General features: G+C 62.3%; 2 protein-coding genes. Both read right to left on the minus strand.

The annotated features are described in order from the left end of the window. Positions 1 to 25 precede the first annotated feature (25 nt). Positions 26 to 403 (minus strand): DUF3467 domain-containing protein, encoded by a 378-nt coding sequence (locus ACFC2Y_RS03615; RefSeq protein ID WP_375173687.1) that lies wholly within the window; start codon positions 401 to 403, stop codon positions 26 to 28. A gap of 116 nt (positions 404 to 519) precedes the next feature. Then, positions 520 to 21,735: a matrixin family metalloprotease gene (locus ACFC2Y_RS03620; RefSeq protein WP_375186411.1), complete on the minus strand. Its 21,216-nt coding sequence runs from the start codon at positions 21,733 to 21,735 to the stop codon at positions 520 to 522. Position 21,736: the final 1 nt, after the last annotated feature.

Here is a 21,736-nt window from a genome sequence, read left to right on the forward strand (position 1 = left end):
GATCAGCCTTTCCGCAATTCCGCGGTCAGTTCTTCGCTCCGTTCTTGGCGGCAGCGGCGGCGGCCTGAAGACCGTCCAGCTTGACCTCGCCAAAGCGCTTTTCGTACTGCGCCAGAACGGCGCCCATCAACACAAACAGCCGTTTGGCAGCATGGGGGTTCAACACGACCCGCTCTTCCAGCTTCACGTCAAAGCTCTTGGCCGTGGTGGGGTTCCAGGTCTGGTTCGTCCCGAAGAACAGCGTCACCTCCTCGCGGGTCGAGGCCGCGTTCACCACATTGGCGTAGGTCGTACGCATCTGGCTGTCATCCCAGTTCACCACCGGGGCGGCGGGAGCGCCGATTTCGTCCGGTGTGCCCTTGGGTGCCTCGTCCTTCTCGGTCTCGGTGTCCTTAGTTGCCATTTTGGTTCCTCCTTCAAATTCTTTTTTGGTGACCAGCGGCGGGTCAGGCCCTGCCCTCCCCGCCGCTCATTGGCTTACCCTATGATGTTAACTGTCAATCTTAGGCGAAAGTTAGACTATTCTGCTGCCCATTTCACCCGTCCCTTGCCCTTTCCGGTTCCAGTGGCAGCCAACGGATCGGGTTCGACATCATCCACACTGTCGAGAAGCAGCGCCTCATCCTCGGTGATCATGTCGTCAACCCGCGGATCGTAATAAGTGGCCTCCGTGTTCCCCGAACCGCCCTGATTGGGCTGTGCATCGGTGTTGGCCGGGCTGAAGAGACCCAGTCGCTGTGACGGATCCAGGAAGCCGCCCATCAGGTCGTGCTCCTCCTCGGTATGGTCGAGGTTCAGGGCGTGGCCCAGCTCGTGCATGAGGATGGAGAGAAGGTCATACTTGCCATCGGCATCGCTGCCGTCGACCGCATCACCGGTGCTGTCATACTCCTCGTCCGCCTGGGCGGTCTCGTCGATGAAGTACCCCATGCCCGCACCGTCAATATCCAGCGTGATCAACCCCTCGCCGTATGTGGCAAGCAGATTGTCATCCAGATCACCGATGGCCAGGTCGATGCTTTCCAGCTGGGCGACCTGAGACTGGGTCAGCCCCATAGTCAGGGTCAACCGGCGGATAGCCTCGTCCATCAGGGCGTCAGCATCCTCCGTCTCCAGTTCTTCGCCACCGGTGCCGGTCACGCTGGCATGCAGCGCCTCGACGATTTCGGCCGCGATACGGGCGTCATCGGTTTCCAGCGTAAAGCTGTCGAAGGCCGCCTCGCCACCGCGGGCTATGACACCGCTGTCGCCATCCACGCTGACCGCGTTGAAGGCGTGGCTGCCGTAGATCACCCCGTCGAGAGTGACCGATACGGTGGAGCCAGAGATCAGCACCACAAGCTCATAGTCAGCGCCCGCGTCGATCCCGGTGACCACAGTCGTGGCCTGGTCGATGACCCATTGGCCGTTGCCTTCGTAATGGCCGATCTCAACCTGGTTGGTTTCGGCATTCAACATGGCGAACTTGAACCGGCTGGAGGAGACGAGGTCAAAGACGATCCCGGCCTCGCTGTCCGTGTTCACCTCGGCGGCCAACCGCAGCTTGGCATTGTCCGAGAGAGTGAAGGCGTTCTCTTCGTAGCCCGCATCGGTAGAGAGATCGATGGTCGCCAGGGCAAAGCCGCCTGTGGCATCGGTGGTGAAGGCACCGCCGCTGACCGACCATGTGCCTTCTGTCGTGCCGGTAAAGTAATCGGCGACGCCATCCTCGAAGTCCTCGGTATTGGCGTAGCTGAGTTCCGGCGGCAGGACTTGAACTGTCAGGTTGTCCAGCGTGGTGAAGGAGTTGTCCGAACCCGCACCAATCAGCCCGGCATTCAGACCCTGCGGGATGCCATCGATCATCCGGGGCGCGAAGGTATGGCTTACCGCCTTGGTGCCATTGACCAGCAGCGTCACCGTATTGCCGTTCACCGAGACGAGGACATCATAGAAGGTATCCGCCCGGATCATCATGTTGTCCTGGGTGTCGACCACCCAGCCCGACGCATCGCGATGACCGATCTGGATTTTCTTGGTGTCGCCGTTGATCCCGGCGAATTTGAAATCGTCCGGCGCCTGGTAGTCGTAGATCAGGAAGGCGTTGGAGTCGTAGCCCTGCTTGTCCTTGGCCGCGGACATGGAAGCCGTGATCTCGAAATAGGTCGGCAGGTAGTCGGAGACGTGATAGACGCTCACGCCGTCCATACCCTTGGCTTCTGGCGCGATGACGGCCTTGCCTGCCTCGGTCGACCAGGCACCGCTGTCCGCGGCGAGGGCCACCAGGGCATCGGCTCCGTTGAACGTCTCGGCCGACATGACATCACGCTTGCCGCCCGGGATGTTGCCCGGCTGCGGATCGTCCGGCGCGCCGGTCTGATCCTGCCAGAAGGCATCCTGTTGCTTGACCGCCCCGATCTCGCCATAGGGCTCGCCGTTGCGGGCATCGGTGCCATCGACCACGCGGGTCGTGTCGGCGCCGTCCGCCTCGGACAGATCGTAGAGATAGTCGTAGAGCTGCGGCTGGACGTTGCGGCTGATCGTAAAGGCACCGAAGGGCGCGAAGGGCACGAGGTAGGAATTGAACTCGCCCACCCAGTCGATCAGGCGATCGCCGCCGGTGTTGCCGATCAGGATATCGCGGCCGCCGCCGCCATAGGCGATGTCGGCGTAGCTGTCCGCGGTATCCGGTTCGTCGTTCGCAGCGGTGCCAGTGTGGTCATCATCGGCGTTCAGCAGGTCGTCGCCAAAGCCGCCGTAGATGTGATCCTGACCGGTGCCGCCGACCAGCCAGTCATGGCCGAGGTCGCCGAAGATGACGTCATTGCCGTCCGAGGCCACGGCCGGACCATCGCCAGTGATCGGATCGGTCGCAGCGCCGTCAGCAGCGTCGAAGTTCAGCACGAAGGGCACGGCGTTCGGGTTGGACGGATCGGTGAACGAATAGTTGTTCGTCGGATCCACCCAGACCTCGGGCCGCGGGTTGAATTCGTCGTAGGCAGCGAATTCGTTCGGCCGCGCGTTGCCCTCGCTGTCGGTCCCCAAGCCATAGCTCAGGATATCGCCCGGGTTGCCCGGGTTGTCGTAGGTGAAGGGCAATGGCAGTCCGCCAACCGTGTAGCGCATCGCCTCGGCGCCGGAGATAGCGTCGGAACCATAACCGCCGTGCAGGCTGTCGCTGCCAAGGCCGCCGAAGATGATGTCGTTGTCATCATTGTCGACGTCGGACGAGCTGTTGACCATGCCATCGAGGTCGGACCCATTCTCCGGGAAGAAGGGCGTCAGATCGACGGTCTTCTTCAGGTGGAACTCCGGATGGATCAGCGATTCCTGGATCTTGCCGGGGGTCGAGATGACCTTGTTCACATCGACATATCCGATGCCGTAGATCGTCTCGGACTCCGCTTCCAGCCCAGACTCGAGGTTGCGGGAGGTATAGATGCGGCCGTCAGAGCCGATCACCCCGTCAAGGCCAGTACCACCTGAGATCCAGTCATTGCCCTGGCCACCGATGACGTCATCGTCATCCGCGCCGCCAAAGATGCTGTCGTCCCCGACCATGCCGTAGACGCTGTCATCCCCGCCTTCGCCATGGACCTCATCTGCTGCGCCATAGCTGGCCGGGCCAAAGGCGTCCCCGCCTTCGGTGTAATCCAGCAGGCCTGCGCCGCGAATGACGATCCGGTCACTGCCGCGCGACAGATCATCCACGCCGTAGTGTTCGGAGACCACGTCATCCATTCCGTCATAGGTGAAGGAGAGATAATCACCCCCGGCCCCGAGGATCCGGTAGATGTCACCGTTGTCGCCCATCACCATGTCGCTATCGCGCGAGTGGCGGTCGGAGGTGCTGATATCGACAACCTCATCCGCGACGCCCGAGGCGACCTCGGTGTACTCGTTCCGCTCGATCCGCTGGCCGGAGCCGCCGAAGATCATATCAGACCCGGTGTAGTCGGTGCGTTCTGCGAAGTTCAGGCTGAAGAAGCTGGAGTTGTCGCCGATAATGTCGTCCTGGCCGAGGCCACCGAAGATCACGTCATCGCCGCCGTTGCCCTCGATATAGTCATCGTCGTCATAGATCGTCTCGTAAGAGGCGTTGATCTGCAGCTCGCCGTTGGTATTGCGGTAGGCATAGACGCCATCGTCAACCACGCCGTCGCTGTGGATGCGGTCAACATCCAGCGCCGCCGTCGTCAGGTAGGCGTTCTGCGAGAAGACCCCCTGAATGCCGCCGTCACCCTGGATCGTGTCGTCGCCCAGCTGACCGAAGATCGAGTCCTGCGCCGCGCCGCCAGCGATGTAGTCGTCGCCGCCGATCGGGATGCCGTCGTGGTTCAGGATATCGATTTCGTAATCGCTCCAGACGGCGGTGCCATCCGGGTTGGCAAAGGGCGTGCCGGTGATCAGCAGCACCCCTTCGACCGCGTCTCCGGTGGACATTTCGCCCGCATCGACGCTGTACAGCTGGCTGCCCGTAAGCGTCGTGTAGCGCGGATCGGTGAAGTCATCGAGGAAGACGCCGCGGCGGTCCAGTTCGACGTTGTCGCCGAAGATCAGGTCGCGCCCGGCGAGGGAGGCCTGCAGATCGTCACGGCTTTCCGCGTTGTCGCCGTCGATGACGTCATCGCCGTAGGCGCCGATCAGAACGTCCTCATGCTCGTCGCCGAAGATCGTATCGTCGCCGCCGAAACCGTTGGTTCCGTCAGTGCCATCCGCATTCTCGCGGATCGACAGGAACTGGATCTGACCGCCCAGGATCCCGGCATAGCCGTGGTCGCCCAGAACCGTGTCGTTCTGCATGCCGCCAAGGATCAGATCGCCCGCGGTGCCGCCGAGGATCAGGTCGTTGCCGGTGTTGCCGGAGATCGTGTCCGACCCGCCGCGCTCCTCGGACGAGGAACCGTCGGTGAATGCGAAGGTGCGGACCACGGTGTCGAAGCCATCGGCCGCCGCCATGGCGCCCCAGAGCAGTTCGCCATTGTCGCCGAGGATCGTGTCCCCGCCGTCTTCGGCGCTGTCGGTGCCAAGGCTGTGGTCGCCACGGATCAGGTCGGCGCCAAGGCCGCCGAGGATGATATCCCCGCCCGCATCGCCGGTGATCGTGTCGTCTGCGTCAAAGAGCGCCTCTGCCGTGTCGAAGGTGCGCACCTGGTCCAGGGCCCCGCCGGAGAGGATGATCTCTCCGTTATCGCCAAGGATCACGTCGGCACCGTCAAGGGCGGTTTCATTGTCCGCTTCGTCATTGCCGTGGATCAGATCGCCACCATAACCGCCAATGATCCAGTCAGCACCGGCATTGCCGGTAATCGTGTCGACATCGCCAAGCGCATCTTCAAAGCTGCGCAGCTGCGAGATCGTCGTGCCGTCGGGGTCGAAGATCAGTTCGCCATTGTCTCCGACGATCCGGTCGTCGCCGTCCAGCGCGCCGACCGGGGTCAGGTCATCGCCGCGCAACACGTCGCTGCCGACGCCACCGAAGATAGTGTCCCCCGCTGCGTTGCCTTCGATCGTGTCGTTGCCGCCGGTGTCCGAGGAAATCTCGCGCGTTGCGACGCGGGTCAGGAACGAGCTCGCCCCCGCGACGACCGCAAAGTCGATCTCGGCGGTGTCGCCGAAGATCAGGTCACCCAGGTCGAAGTTGCCTGTTGCGCCGGTGTCGTCGTCGCCATGGATCAGATCGGCATCCGAGCCGCCGACGATGGTGTCAGCGCCTGCGTTGCCTGTGATCGTATCGGCGCCGTCGACGGTTTCCAGCACGCCCTCGATCCGTTCGATCGAAGAAGTGGTCGGCGCTGCGTCATCGTCAAAGCCATAGTCGATGCGGCCATGATCGCCGAGGATAAGGTCGCCGCCATCGCTGTCGGAGCCGGTCGGTGTGACCTCGTCACCCGCGATGGTGTCGCCGCCCAGACCGCCGAGGATCGTGTCGGAACCGAAGCCGCCCGCGATCAAGTCGGCCGCGCCGACGGTGCGGTAGGTTTCCAGCGCGCCGAGGACGCCGTCTGTGTAGTCGGCAAAGCCCACGTCACCGAGGATGACGTCGTCGCCCGCGTCGCCGGAGAGTTCGTCCGTCCCGGCGCCGCCGATCAGCAGGTCGTTGTCGTCACCACCCGAGATGGTGTCGTCGCCGCCCGTTGCAAGCTGGATCGAGAAGATGCCGTCGCGCAGCGTCTCGACCACCTGGCCCGGGGTGGTCGGCGCCGGATCGTCGCCGCCGAGGAAGGTGTTGCGGATCATGCCGAGGTCGCCGAAGCCGATATCGTCACCCGCGCCGAGCGTGATATCGTCGTCACCTTCACCGCCCATGACGGTGTCATCACCTGCGCCGGTGTCGATGACGTCGTCATCGCCTTCGCCCGCGATGGCAAGGATGAGACCTGCCTGCCAGCTGTAACCGTCGGCCTGATCTTCCGGCAGGGTCGAGATGCGGAAGCCGCTGGTGTCGTCGATCGCCGCCAGCAGAAGCGGCAGGATGTCGAGGTTTTCGGCCGTGTTGTCGGTGATCAGCATCACCGGCGTTTCGAAGCCCAGGCCGTCGTTGATGTCGACGTAAAGGCCTGCGAGGCCGATATCGCCCGTTTCGTACGGGTCGCCGACGAGGCCGGTGGACATGTCGGCCACCGGGAAGATGGTCTGGTTGGTGTGCAGGGTTCCGCCGCCGTTGGTGACGAAGGGGTCCGCCGCCTTGCCGAGGATCGCCTCGGGCGCGACGCCCAAGCGGGTCACGATGGAGCCGAAGCCGCCGAAGATATTGACCGGGGCCGGTTCTTCTTCGCCATCAAGCAGGAAGGAGATGGCATTGAAGTAGTCGACACGGCCCAGGTCGCCGAAGACGATGTCATCGCCCGCAGCGGTGGTGATCGTATCCGACCCGGTGCCGCCAAAGACCACGAGGCCACGGTCACCGGTTGCGGTCAGCTTGTCCTCGCCGCCCTGCAGATCGACGGAAAGCGCGCCGTCCGCCGGATCGACAATCTCCCAGCCGACACCGACGGCGCCTGCATCCAGTTCAATCGGGTCGTCCAGCTCCAGCGTGTCGCCCGAGGAGCCGACGATCCAGCGTTCGATGACCTGGGTCTCGCCCTCGACCTGAATAGTCAGGACCAGTTTCTGACCGAGGTAGAAATCATCCTCCTCGCCCAGATCGGCGCCCATGTTGAAGAGCGTCTCGTAATCATTGCCGGAGAAGGGATTTTCGACGCTGTAGGTCGTGCCTTCGCGCATGGTCTCCTGCGTGGCGAGCAGCTTCACGGTCACCGTGTCGCCAACGGGCTCCCCGACAAGCGGGTTATCCGGCAACAGCGCAGCATCCACGGGCACTTCGGTGCCGGTACGGATGATTGTCCGCGTCTCGTACCCGTCGGACCGGGTCGCGGTGCCCTTCACATCGAGGTTGTTGTAGCCGACGCCGAGGGTGATATCGATCACCTCGAGCTCGCCAAAGGTGATGCCACCCTGACGGGCACGTTCGCCGATCACCGTATCCGGACCCATGTTGAACCCGAACAGGCGGTTGGAGGTCAGCGTGCCGGAGCTGTCCGCCGGGCTGTCGTCATCCTTGACGAAGAGCACGTCGACCGAAACCAACTCATTGACGAAGAAGTTCAGGCTTTCCGAGGTGATCGCGTAGCGGTTCACCAGATCGTCCAGCGTGCTATCGTCTGTATCCTCCGGCGCGGGATAGCCCGCGTTGTTCGTGTTGTTGACGGCATCCTGCGGATCAAAGCTCTGCTCCAGCTCCATCGGACCGACCGGGGACAGATCGTAAGGCGCGTTCAGGAAGAGGGTGATCGTGCCGTCGCCATTGTCGATCACACCGGTGATCAGGCGGAACTGATCCACCACCTCGGGCGCGGCGGGCGCACGGGTGATTTCCAGCGTCTTGCCGGCCAGGGCCGCGATTTCCTCGTCCGTTGCCGGGGTGGCGTCATAGCCCGGATCGCCCGGTTCGAGGTCGTCGACATTGGCGCGCAAGCGCAGGTCGTACATGACTTCGGACGTCAGGTCCGCCTTGCTGATGGTGAGAGACGGGGCGCTGTCGGAATTGTCGATGTCATTCGCGCCGAAGTCGCCGACCGGCGCCTTGACGTTGGTTTCGCCCGGCAGCATCAGCGGATCGGCCAGTCCAAAGAGGGATCCGTTGCCGCCCGCGCCGTTCACGACGACCGGACCGAGAATCTGGGCGAGCGTGGCGGGGGACTGGGCGAAGACCTGGGTGTCGTCGCCGTCGACAACCGCGTCGTCCACAGCCTGCACGAAGACTATGACCGGGCTGTCCCAGTTGGTGTCATCAAAGGAAATGTTGAATTCCATAACCGGCGCACCAGCCTCGTCAAAGAGCGGGTTGCCGCTGGCATCCTCGACCTGCGACTTCAGCGCATCAAGCGCGGCACCGAAGATCAGGTTTCCGTCCTGAAGGATGCCCGTGATCTCCACCTGGATATTGTCGTAGCGGATGCCGCCCGTCTTGGTCGTCTTGGTGATGATCTCGGAAAGGTTGATCTCCACCGTACCGCTGGTCGGAGCCGAGGTCAGGCGCAGCTCATAACTGTCGCCCGGGCCGCCCTCGATCACATCAGTCCGGCCGCCGGTTTCGCGGACCAGCAGGGTCGGCGCGTCGTCGTCGGCGATCCGCACAAGGACGGAACCGCCAAAGGCGTCCTGATAGGTGATGTTGGAATAATTGTACTGGATCTCCACCGTGCCGGAGACCTCGACGATATCATCGCCATCATAGAAGAGGATCTGGTTGGATCCTGGGATCAGCTGATAATGCAGGCCGCTGGCCTGGACGTTTTCATCATAGACCGGCACGTCATTGATGCCACCGGCGTTGACGTAGACGATGCTGTCCGGGTCGAAGGTCGTCCCGACGGAGCTTTGCGGATTGGTCGGGTCGATATCGAGGGTCAGCGTCTCACTGCCGCTCTCGGTGGCCGCGATACCCCCGAAATTGGTGAAGCCGAAGTCGATTTTGGCTGTATGGGCGCCTTCGCGCAGCTGGTCGTCAACCGCCCAGACTTCGACCAGATGGGTCAGGGTTCCGCTGTCATAGTCCAGCGATGTCAGGGCAGTGCCATCCGGGCCGTCACCCGCCGCGACAACCTTGATCTGGTCGGGGTTGTAGTCGAGGTTCATGGTCAGCGACTGACCACCGCTCAGCGGCTGCGACAGGGTCAGCGTGAGCACATCGCCTTCGCCGTTCTGGTTTCCATCCGCGCCTTCGATGACGGCGGTGATGGATTCATTGCCGCTACCGCTGTCGATCGTGCCGTTGCCATTCAAGTCATCGGTCTGGTCAATGATCAGGCCCGGCATGTCGTTGTCGTTGATCAGAACTTCGACCACCTGGCTGTTCAGTCCGTCATACCGCGCGATCCGGAAGATGGACTCCGAGTCCGGGTTGATGGACCAGATGCCGTTCAGCGTCAGCTCGTATTCGTCCGTGTCAAGGATCAGCATTTCCTGACCCGCGCCGGTGCCGCCAATGATCTGTAGCGTAAAGCCGGTCAGATCGCCGTAAGTGCCGCCGAAGTCCAGATCATTGCCCGAGGCATCGGTGCCGGTGAAGATCGTGCGGTCGTCAAAAATCTCTTCCGCCTTCATCTCGTCCGAGCTGGAATGCGTGCCAGTGATCGAGTCATCGAGGCGGATGTTGAAGACCGTGTTCTCGGACCCGCCGACCGTGGGCACCTTGCCCTCGTCCCACGGATCACTGAGCGTCAGGGTGTAGCTGGCGCCATTGTCGACCACGCCGACGATGAAGCGGAAGTCGCCGAAGCCCTCGCCCTCGACGATGGAGATCGTCTTGCCGAGGAGTTCGGTCTGGGTCATGCCCAGCTTGGCGATCGTCATCTCTGCATTAGCATTGTCGACCGAGATCAGGTCACCGTTTGCCTCCAGCCCCTGCACCGTCTGCCCGGACGAGAAGGTGTGTGTGATGACCGCATTGGTCGGCCCTTCGTAGGCGTCGTCATCGAAGTCGAAACTCTCGGGATCGGAGAAGGTGTCGCCTGCGATGTCCTGACGGGTGTAGAGGCCACCGGGATAGTCGTTCATCACGCCATCGGCGATGACCTGCACCTCCTGCGCGGTATCCCAGTTGGTCGAGGTGAACTTCAACACGAGGGAGGACCCGTCGGCCCGGGTCACTGCATCCGCCTCGGTGCTGGTGACGCGGAAGGAATAGATGCCCTGCTGACGTGCACTCGGGCTCGGTAGCGGCGCGCCGATGGTGACATAGACGTCTTCCGTCGGGGCCTTGGTCAGGCGGACGGTGTAGGTGTCGCCGTTGGCGTCACCCTCGGTCACGATGGTGGAGCCCTGTGTTTCCGTCAGGATCGCAAAGGGCGTGTCATCGTCGGCCACATTGGCCGAAATGCCAAAGACGGTCTGGCCGTCGTAGCGGACATCGCCGCCCGCCGTCATCTCGTGTGTAATGAGGCCGGAGTGGCCGCGGAAATCGTTGGAGACAACCGGGGGCGTCTCGCCGCTGGTGAAGAAAGTATCGTCGCCAAGGCCGCCGAAGAGTTCGGTCAGCACGGTTTCCAGCGTGGATTGCAGGAAGAACCGGTCGTTGCCCTCTGCCCCGTCGATCCGCAGGCTTTCGATATTGACGAAGTTGACGTTCAGACCGGCGCCAAAGACGCCGTCGTCGGTAATGACAAAGTCGTCGCCGAATTCCGTCCCGATCACGATCAGTGTGTCGAAACCGTCGCCGCCGTTGATGTTCACCGGTGCATTGACCGCGTAGCGGACGGTATCCGCCCCGTCGCCGCCGGTCAGGTCGGTGCGTTCGCGCTGCGGCTCCTGAGAGCCGACAAGGGCAAAGGCGCGGACCTCGAAGATGTCGTCGCCCGCCTCACCGTTCAGGGTCAGCACGGCCTTGTTGTGATAGACGGTGAAGTTGTCGTCGCCGATGCCGCCGTTGATCGTCATCGGGAAGCTGATGCCGTTGGACAGCCAGCCGCGGGTGACCTCGATCGTGGCGAAGAAGTCTTCGGTCGCGATCCCGGTCGGGATGCCGTTTACTTCGTTGACGAAGCGGGCCTCGCGGAACAGCTGACCGACCTGAAAGCTGTCGTTGCCGCTGTCGCCGTAGATCGTGATCTCGGCCGAGGTATCGTCGGACGCAAAGACATCATCGCCCGCGCCGCCCGAAATGATGATCCGTTCCAGTGTCTTGTCGTAGTTCACGCGCTCGACGTTGAAGGGCCCATTCAGGTTCGCGATGAAGGCATTGTTGCCCGACACATCGGCGCGGATCAGGATGTGATCGGCGCGGTCGGTGCCGTTGACCTCCAGAATATCGACGTCGGCGGAATTGGTGCCGCCATCGGCAATCTCGATCAGGCTCTCGGTCGTGCCGCCGGACAGGTTCACCCTGTAGGTATCGCTGCCGTCGCCGCCGTTGACGGAATCCGCCCCCTGAGCGGAGATCAGTACGTCGTCGCCGCCGTCACCAAAGGCCGTATCCGCCCCGGTGCCACCGTCAAGCACGTCGTTGTTGTCACCGCCGCGCAGGCTATCGGCCTGGCCTTCACCAAGCAGGGTGTCATTCCCTGCCCCGCCAAGCGCCGTGTCGGCCCCCGCCCCGAGGTAGACCAGGTCATCCCCTGCCCCGCCATCGACATCGTCATTGCCTTCCTGCGACAGGATCAGGTCGTTGTCGTTTCCACCCAGGATATAGTCCCCGGCCCCGCCCGAGGCGAGCGCCAGACGACGCACCAACTGGTTGATATCGCTGCTGTTCGTCAGCGCGCTCATGTTCGACAGAAGATCGTTCTGCGGCGCGTTCAGCAGGGACTCAAGGATGCCGCCGATATCGCCGAAGATCAGGTCGGCGCCGTCGCCGCCCACGATAGTGTCAAAGCCCGCGCCGCCGAAGATCACGTCGGACCCGGTGCCACCGGTGATGTCGTCATTGCCGCCCGAGGCAAAGACCACGTCATTGCCGTCCCCGGCGTCGATCGTGTCCTTTTCGCCCTCGTTGAGCTTGTCGGTCTTGGTGACCCCTCCCTCATGCAGCGCGAGGACGTTGGACAGGATCTTCTGCCCGGTATCCATGAACTGGATCTCGCCGCCATCCGACAGGATGAGGTCGTGGCCGCCGCCGCCAAGGACGCTGTCCTGGCCGCCGCCGCCGATGACGATATCGTCGCCTTCGCCCCCCGCGACGGTATCGCGACCCGCGTTACCCAACAGGTTGACCTTGAGGCTGCTGGCGTAGAAGTCGACCTGGTCGCCTAGGACGAGGTCCGCCCCGGCGCCGCCGTCGACGCTGTCATTGCCCGCGCCGCCTTCGACAAGGTCACGCCCGCCCGAGCCGGTGATCGTGTCATTGCCCAGACCGCCGATGAGGCGGTTGAAGGTCGTATTGGACCCTGTGCCGCCACCGGTGAAGAGGATGGTGTCGTTGCCGATGCCGCCTTCGACATCGAACAGCACCTCGTCGCCGTTCCAGCCGATGAATTCGATCGTGTCGTCACCCGCACCGGCCCGAACCACGATCGCCTGACCGGCCTTGACCTTGTATTCGAACTTGTTGCCACTGAACGGGCTGTCGTCGCCAAAGCCGTTCTCTTCGGTGTAGACGAAGACAGAATAGGTGCCGTCGCTGTTCAGGCCGCCGTTCTTCTCGATATAGACCGTCTCTCCAAAGTCGGAGGTATCGCCAAGAAGACGTTGATCGGCAAAGTCGCCCACGTTGATGATCAGATCGCCGGTGCTGGCCTCGGAGGCCACGACAGGCGGGCGGAAGAAGTCGATCTGAAAGTCGAGGATGGTGATCGGATCGACCAGATCCCATTCCTTGTCGATCTCGAAGAAGCCGAAGTCGATCTTCAGGAAGGCGAAGAGGCGGGCAAAGATCTCGCCCGTTACATCGAAGATGGCCAGCGGCGCGAGGAGCTTTTCAGCGTCCGTTTCAGCCCGCAGCTGGTTGGTGAAGTTCGACGCCAGTTCGGTGATCCGCACCTTGCCGTCGTCATCCGGGTCGAAGAGGTCGAACAGGATCTCGATGAAGAGGCCACCAGCCACACCGGCCCGGGCGATCCCCAGGTTCAACTCCGCCGCGGCGGTGATCCCGCCCAGGAAGGTCAGTTCCGGCACGTCGGCGCCCGACCCGTCCGGGTTCTCGGTGTCCGAGATATACAGCCCGTTGAACAGCAGCAGCGGGTTGCGGAAGTCCGCATCGACGAAGTCGGTGATGCCCTGCGTGTCGTAACCGAAGGCAAAGTCGGCGGTGAACTCGATGATCAGGCCAAGCGAGACGCCGAGCGGGCCGAAGATCGAGAAGAAGAAGTTCTGCTCGAAGCCGACGATCAGCGGATCGAGGTCGAAGGTCACCAGCGTTGCCGGGTTGCCCATCAGCAGGCCGAAGATCTGCGACGGATCCTCGATGATCGGGAAGGCGAAGGCGCCGCCGCCGCTGAGCTTGGTCACCGTGTTGGCGGCATCGGCGTTCTTGCCGCCACCGGCGGTGGCACCGCTGAGCGCGGAATCGAATGCCGTTTTCGCATCGTCGAGGAAGCTCTGATCCTCGGTCTTGTCGTTGAAGAAGTCGATGCCGCTGAAGCCGTCGGCGAAGGGGTTCGCGCCTTCGGCTGCTTCGTCAATGTTGTCGAAGATGATGAAGTCACCGATCGGGATCACGAGGTCCGGATCGCCGCCTTCGCGCAAGGCCGCGATTTCATTGATCAGGGTAATCACCTCGGCCAGGGTTTCGATCAGGCCGGGGTCGAAATCGCCAAGCGCCGCTGCAAGGTCGAGCATCGTCAGGTCCACCCCGAAGATGTCGATCAGCGGGATTGGCGCGGTCAGGAAGTCGATGAAGGGCTGAAGCGGCTCGGTATATTCGGAAACCGCATCGACGATCGGTCCAAGGACGTCGGTGACGAATTCGCCGAGGTTCAGGCCGACATCGCCAAAGGCGAGGTACTTGATGCCGACATCAAGGTCGGCCTGGTCGGTGGACCCGCCGATCAGGTTGTATTCGTCGGTGAAGGTCCAAAGGAAGTCGAAGCCCGCGACGACCGACGGGAACCCGTTGGCCAGGGATTCACCCACAAGGTCCTCGTCCAGGCCAAGGGTCAGGTCGAGCGCCGCCGCCGCGGTCACTTCGATCCCCATCATAAGGCCGATACCACCCAGTTCGGTGATGCCTATCTGATCTGCGGATTCACCGCCAAGCAGAATGTCCAACCCGACCGAGGCGGTCAGCCCCGTTTCCATTCCAGCATATTCAGATCCCGGGTCGCCGACATCGAGGCCAGTGTCACGGTCTTCGGCGGTCAGTCCAAGAAAGCCAAGCTTGCCGGTGACTGAGGTGTTGTCCTCCAGCGCCACGCGGGCTTCGAAGTAGACCTCGTCCGCATCCTCGCCATCGTCAAAGTCGAAATAGAAACCCTTGTTGGCTGACAGGCCAAAGCCCAGGCCAATGCCCCAATCAATGAAGAACTGGATCGCCCCCTCGGTTTCCAGACCGAGCCCCGGAATACCGATATCAAAATCCAACGGCACGTTGGCAATTTCCTGTTCGCCATCCGTACCCAGATCGAAGTCCCAGGAAATATCGGCCAGGCTGAAGTCGCCGGAATCCAGGGCATCCTGGAAACCTTGGGCATTCAGCGCGATGTAGTCGCCCGCGCCGCCGTTGCCGGTGGCGCCGCTGGTCAGCGGCTTGAGCAGGTTGAGACCGTTCGGGCCAAGCAGGTCGAACAGCAGCTTGGAGATGATGTTCTTGTCGGGATCGGCAAAGTCGTCCGCCGCATCCTCGATCGCATCCAGCGCGATGCGCAGGTTGCCGACAAAGCCGTCGCGGAAGTCGCCGATGAAGTTCGCCGCATCACCAAAGCCCTCTCCCACGATCGGCAGGTTCAGGTCGGCCAGTTCGCCAAAGATGTTCTCTTCGAGCAGGCCAAGAAAGGCGTCGAAGCCGTCGACCGCAAGGCGGATGTTGTCGAAGATCGACAGTTCGGCAAAGTCGAACCCTTCGAGGAAGGACGTCAGATCAGAGACGTCGACCACGACGTCGGTCGCAAAGACAGGGTCTTCGCCCGGTGCGCCTGTGATAATACGGAAGTTCTCAAGCCCGTTTTCGCCGGCAAGGTTGTCGAGCGCACCATAGTCCGACCCGCTACCCGAAACGCCGTCCTTCGTCTGGTAGGTCGTCCCGATCAGGATGTCGCCGATATGGTTGCTGTCGTTCGGGAAGAAGATAGGCAGAAGGCCGGAGACCTGACCGAAGCTGCCGCCGATCCCGTCGAGCGAGAAGGTATCGGTCAGGCTCTGCGCGCCCTCGAACAAGCCGAACAGGGACGTCCGTCCATCGACGAAGCCGCTGCTCTTGGTCGAGAGTTCCGCGCCCGCGTTGAGAGTAATGTTGGCGACATCCGCGCCGTTGTTACCGATCGACAGGGCCAGCGGCCCAAGGCCCGCGTTGAAGGCAAGGTTCGTGCCCGCCGCTTCGATCGAAGCAGCCAGGCCGGTTTCTTCCAGCAGGTAGAAGGAGTTTTTGATCGCGTCGAAGGGTTCGGGGCCGGTGGCCGCCGCTGCCAGTTCGCCGAGGTCGATGCCCAGGCCGATGGTCAGGAAGATGCCGCCATTGGCCTCAAGCCCGGCCGAGCCGGAGAAGTTAAAAACGCCGCCCAGGTCGCCAAGCGCGTCGAAGAGCGTGTCAACGAATTCGATGTCCGACAGGGCCACGTTGATCGCATCGGAGAAGGACGCCCCCACGTTGAGCGAGAAGGTGAGCATCTCTTCGGCCATGTCATAGCCGATCTCGAAGGCTTCATCGGGCGCGTCGTCGCCGACGCCGGTGCCGTAGGCCAGGTCATAGGCCTCTTCCAGCGTGGCGGCCGAGAGGCCGATGGCGTCGTTCAGAGCGTTCTCGACGAACTGGAGGCTGCCTGCCGGGTTGTCGCGCAGACCCTGCACGAAATCGCGGATATCGTCGGCGAGCGAGAAGAGATCGGACAGCGACTTGTCGATGACCGGGAGTTTCACGTCGAGGAATTCGAAGCCCTCGATTTCGCCCAGCACGTCGGCCAGCATTTCCAGCGCGCGCAGGATCGTATCGAGGTCGAAGGAGTCGAAGCCGAGGTCATCCAGCGCACCGAAGTCCGGCAGCGTGATGTCGACGGAGGGGCGCAGGGTGATGTCGGCAAAGTCGGTCAGGGTGTCCGACGCGGTCAGCGCGGTCACCTCGGTGCCAGAGATGCTGGTGAAAGAGGCGGGGTCAAGATTTACGGTGGAGACACCGCCGGAGAAGTTGACCGAAGCGATCTTGGCTTCCCAGATGATCGGGTCGTCCGCCGGATTCGCCGGATCCTGTTCGAAGCGCAGGGTCGCGCCGACGGGCAGTAGGGCGGTGAAGTCCTTGTCCACCGCAAAGGTGTCGCCGTCGATGATGTCGAACCCGCCCGCCGCGTCGAAACGCGTCTGCATGAAGGGGTCGCCAAGGGCGATCAGGTCGATTGTCAGCGGCGTGGAGTTGTTGTTGATCAGTGCGTCCGCGATGGCATTGAAGCCATCAGAGCCCGAAGCCAATTCCAGGCTCAGCTCGGTCTGGCCAAAGTTCGGGCCGGGGTTCGCGGTCAGTTCGGGGAAGACGAAGAGATCGAAGAGCGCCGAGACACCTTCGTCCGCGACGCGGTCGATCACGTCCACCGCCTCGCCCAGTGTGACGATACCGTCTTCTGCCGGGGCGCCGGTGCCCGCGTTGAAACCGAGGCTCAGCTCCGCTCCGAATTCGGCGGTACCGTCCAGTTCAACCCCGACAAACCCGAGCGAGGCGCTGGCGTCGATGCCGGTCTTGATGATCGCCTTGCCGCCCGACTGGTCGGTGGTGCCGACGTCGACAACGCCGCCGCCGGTCGAGACGATGCGCACGCCCTCGACGCTTTCGCCGCCGAGAGTACCGGTCGCGACTTCCTTGATCAGGTAGGTGCCCGCCGTGATGCCCGCGACATCGAGGATCTCGATCTCCAGCCAGTCTTCCATCATGCCGCCTTCGACGAAGGTGCGCAGGTCCAGCGACGAGGAGTAGAGGATATCGTCGCCCGCAAGCTGCAGGTCATTCACCAGCCGTCCGGCCTGGGCCGAGAACTCCAGCGACGCCAGGTCACTCTGCGTCGCGCCCGGGGCGACGTCGGACTTGATGAAGAAACGGTCGATCAGACGGATTCCACCTATGTCGGCGCCCTGAACAATGCCATCGGCCACATCACCAACGTTGTTCGGGTTCACATCGGCGCCGATCAATCCCAGATCGACCGCCGTCGAGGAGCCATTGATCGCCGTCATCCCCTTCAGCTTATAGGTCCCGTCGGAGATCTTGACCGAGATGCTCTTGCCCGCCTCGCTCTTGGCGGTGGAGGGATCATCGGGAGTCAGGTAGACGGCATAATCATCCAGCGGATCGTCGGTCACATCGCCCGCGGTCAAACCAAGGGCATCTTCGATCGCCTCGCGGATATCAACCAGCGCATCGCCGACACTGAGCGCCCCGTCAAAAGCCACCTTGATCAGAACATCATCCGCGGAACCGCTGTCATCCACCGTCAGCAGAAGGTCCGCGCTGTCCGCGACCAGCGTCGTCAGGAAGCCAAGCTCCGGCACCGGCGCCGTCAGTTCCATGTCGGTGAAGGCCGAGCCCTCGGTCAGCGTCAGGACAAGCCGCGTGCCCTGGAAGGCCGCCGTTACATCGCCGCTGATATCGTCGATGGAGTCATCCGAAAGGTCTTTCGCTTGGACCAGCGCAGCTTTCACATCCGCGACCAGGCTGACGATGGAGCTGTTGATCGAGATGAGCTGGCCGTTCTGCACCGACAGTGTCGCCGTGACAGGCAGGTTGATCTCGTAGGTCTTCGCACCGCTGTCGAGTTCAATCTGGAACGTCAGGTCTTCGCCGCCAATGACACCAGCCGCGTTGAAGGGTTGAATCGCCTCCGCGGCGGACAGGACGCCGTTGCTCGATCCTGTGTTCCACAAACCCAGAAGCGCTGCGGCCGGGTCGGAGGAGAAGTCTTCGGCGTCGTTGTCGATTTCCAGAGTATGCGCTGCTGCACCACCGGTGTAGGTGAAGGTCAGCCGGGCGTATTCGGCAATCGTCGGGGTCGCTTCCGGCGGAACCTCATCCACGAAGGAGGCGGTGATATCCGCAGGCAGATCGGCATTGATCTGCGCCAGGATATCGGCGCGATATGTTGCGAAATTAGCGGCGGAATTGACCGGGCTCGCATTGCGCAGATCGACATCGGTGAGGGTGATTTCAAAGACCTGATCCGGCCCGCCGCCTTCGGTCAGGATCAGGGTAAAGGCCATGTCCGTCTTCGCCTCAGGCGCGACGTCGGCCGTGATGGCATTCTCTTCCTTCTGCGACACGCCAATGCTTTCCAGCAGCGTTCCCAGCTCCAGATCGCCCGCAGGTCCGGGCAGGCCGCCGCCATTGGTGCCGGTCGACAGGTCAAAGCCAAGGCCGATATCCAGCGACGCGCCGCCGGAAATCACCAGCCGCGAGGCGGAGTTGATGTTCAGCAGATTGCCCAGGTCGAGTTCGAAATCAGTCGGGATTTCAACATCGAAGAGGCTGGAACCCCCAAGGCTGACATTGTAGAGTAGCTGGTCGCTGGCTTCGTCATAGAAATCCGACAGATCAGCAGCATTGAACCCGACGGCATCCAGAACGCCGATATCATCCAGCCGGACGATGAAGTCCTGGATCGACTTGAAGGTCGGAGCATTGAACCGGTCGATCAGCTTGGCAACGTCATCACCGATCCCGGTGTTCCCCGCGAGAACCGTATCCGACAGCTCGAACTTGCCGTCGAATTTGCCGCCGCCACTCAGGTTGACCCGGATCGTTGCCAGCAGAGTGCCGACCAGGCTGAGGTTCCCGGCCAAGGCGCCGAGGGTGGCGCCGTCAAAGACCAGGCCGTCCGTCAACAGGTCGTTCAAGGCAAGACCCAGTCCTCCGAGGTTCGACCCGCCGATCACTTCGACACTGGTCACGTCCGGATTAATCCAGTCCAGCCGGAACCCTGACCCGAAGCCCTCGAACCGCAGATAGGCATCAAGCCCCGCAGCCAGCAGGGCGTTGTTAAGGTCGGTCACAAGCCGGTCGTCGCCGTCTTTCTTGGAATCCCCGCCGTAATCGTAAAGCAGCGCGTCAGAAACCACCTTGCCGATCTGGGAAACATCATCCAGCGCCCCTTCCAGGAAGGGGATATCAATGCCAGACAGCAGCTCGCTGTCAGCAGCATCCTGCAGCCAAAGCACGAAATCCGCGACGGCGCGCACGATCTCGGTCGGGGTCAGGTTGTTGAAGTCGAGGAAGTCCTGTTCGAACCCGCCCGACAGGGTCACGGTCGGTGCAGTGCCATCAAACAGCGTGCCCGAGATGTCGATATCCAGGGTTGCGCCTACCCCGCCCATCAGATTGGCCGAGGCCGTCAGCGTCAGGTCTGCGGAATAGCCTTGCTGGCCGGTCGCTTCGAAAATGTACGTGTCGTTGTTGAAATTATAGTCGAACCCGGCGATGTCGAGCGCCAGCAGACCCAACAGGGTCGAGCCCACGTCACCCGTTGTCAGATCAGCAAAGGTGAAGGAGACGGGCCCGCCGTCCACCAGCGCGATATCCAAGGCGACATCCCCGGCGATGGAGCCTTCGACGACACCGATACTTGCTTCGACCGTGATATTGTTTGCCTCGATCTCGGCCCCAAGTCCGAAGTCATCAATGCTGCCCGAGAAACTGGGGTTCAGCGCATCGGAGACGTCGATATTCAGCCCGGCTTCAAAGACCAGGGCGGTCGCCATCTGCAGCTTTTCGGAGGCATCGAAGCTCAGCCCGATGGACTCCGCCTCGGCCCCGAAATCAAATGCGAAATCGGTGCGACGGATCGCTTCGAACGCGAAATCCAGATCGAAATGCGCGTCGTCCAGGATCGACAGGTCGACCTGATCGAAGCTGAACTCCAGATCGCCCAGTCCCGTCAGACGGTTCTGGATCTGGTCGTAGCTCAACACCGCATAGCTGACCGCGTCGAACCCGAGGATCGCATTGGCCAGGTTCGTCGCATCCGCGCTGGACGCCTTGACGCTGACCTCTTCAACCGTATCCGACACGGCCTGGAAGGCGATCCGGCCCGCATTCACCGTCGGCACGACAAGGCCCGACAGCTCGCTCGACCCCAAAGCGGCACTGATCAGCGAATTGAGAGCCGACAACCCATCCAGCGCGACCCCGTCCACGACATCGCCGATGGCGTTGAATACATCCTCATTTGCAATGCTGAACGAAACGTTGACGGGATCCAGAGTGCCGTTTTCCAGACGCACCTTGGCCTGAACATCAAAGCCGAAGTAGTTCGCCGCATTGGCCGGAACGGCGATATTCACCGCATCCAGAATATCGGAGGCGGAGGTCGCAATCAGGCTGGAGACCGCGGGCGCGATGCCGCTGACAACCGCCGTCGCGGACTCAATCGCCGCCTCAATCTCGCTGGTCAGCAGAATGCCATCCGCCGCGGCGGCCTGGATCTCACCCAGGATCTGCGCGCGCGCATTGTCGAACGTATCATAGAGGTCCAGCGCGCGGGTCAGCGTGACATCGGCCTGCCCCACAAGGTTGGAGCCACCGATCAACGGCAGCGCCTCGATCAGGGTCAGCGCGTCGCCAGCGGTTTCGAGAGCCCCGGCGAATGTATCGAAGACTTTGTCAATCGCATCGGTGATGGTTGTCGAATCCAGGACGATGCTGTCGCCCGTGATCGAGACAAAGTCGCCGATCGGGCTGAGTGTGGCCGTACCGATCGGAACACCTAGGTCCAGCGAGGAGACTTCGTTGCCTAGGACTGTCGTTGTATGGCCCGCCCCCAGATCAACGACCAAGTCATCGTCCCCGGTCCCGCCGATTACGGTCAGATTGCCATAGTTGTCGCCCAGGGTAATCGTGTCGTCTCCGCTGCCCAGATCGATGGTCAGCTTGCCGTCCAGGTGCGTGCCGGAGACCCCGCTGACGGTGATATCGTCTGCGCCGCCCTGCAGATTGATGGTGACCGACGTCGTGCTAGCACCGACGTCGAAGTTGTGCGTCTCGATCCCCGGGCCATCCAGTGCGAACTTATCGATGCCGCCAGCGTTCGACACGAAGCTCAGCGTGATGCTGTCGTTGGCCGTGTTGTCTAGGTTGAAGACAAGGTCCGACCCGCTGGTGCCGGTGGTGTCGACCGGCTCCATACCGGTATAGAAGGTCGTCAGATCGCCTATGGTGATCCCGCCGGCGTCAGGACCCGTCGGCGTAAACCCGACGGGAAGTCCGCCGGCGTCAATCTCGATCAGGTCGAATCCACCCGCGCCGCCTTCCAGCGCTCCTGTAATCTGTGTCCCGGCAGACAGCATGAAGGTGTCTTCATTATCCGCGCCGCCAGTCAGGGTCTCGACCCCGTCAAAGGTCAGCCCCTCGACAGAGCCGCTGTCGATCCCGTCGATGATCCAGGTGGCGTCGAACCCGTCGGCGCCGATGATCTGGTCGGCGCCGTTGCCGCCAGAGAACCAAATGCCGCCAGGGAAGATGTAGCTGCCCGCCTCGTCCATCCGCAGGATGTCATCGCCATCTGTGCCTTCGATCTCGACCGCGGAGGTTTCCGCCCGCGCCTTTTCGGCCACCAGCGTGCCGGTCAGCGTGTCGTGGACCTGGATCATGTCCGTACCAGCATCCAGCGTCAGGGTCAGGTCCGTCTGATCGGCCATC

It is taken from the genome of Pseudooceanicola sp., from assembly GCF_041987405.1.
GTDB lineage: Bacteria > Pseudomonadota > Alphaproteobacteria > Rhodobacterales > Rhodobacteraceae > Pseudooceanicola.